This is a genomic window from Falsiroseomonas algicola (assembly GCF_011040385.1).
In the GTDB taxonomy this organism is placed as follows: Bacteria; Pseudomonadota; Alphaproteobacteria; order Acetobacterales; family Acetobacteraceae; genus Falsiroseomonas; species Falsiroseomonas algicola.
Genome location: NZ_JAAIKB010000080.1, coordinates 1 through 279, shown reverse-complemented (window position 1 = coordinate 279; position 279 = coordinate 1). Strand labels below are relative to the sequence as shown.

1 pseudogene is annotated in these 279 nt (G+C 72.0%); it reads right to left on the bottom strand.

Going from position 1 to position 279, the window contains the following annotated elements:
- Nucleotides 1-279, bottom strand: a pseudogene (locus G3576_RS31100) (adenosine deaminase); the annotation flags it as partial.

Below are 279 nucleotides of genomic sequence, written 5' to 3'. Positions count from 1 at the left end.
TATACTCGGGCGGTCCCTCCTCCCCGGCATGGGCCACCCGGGGAATGCCGAGCTCGCGGGCGAAGCGGAAGACCGCGACGAACTTCTCGGGCGGGTTACCCTGCTCGGCGCTGTCCAGGCCCACGCCATCGAGCATCTCCCAGTAGGGGGCGGCGCGCTCCAGCATCTCCATCGCCTCCTCGGCCGGACGGTCGCGCAGGAAGGCCAGGATCAACGCGGACGAGAGGCCGAGCTCCCGCCAGGCCCGGCGCCGCGCCAGGGAGAGCCCCTCCATCACCA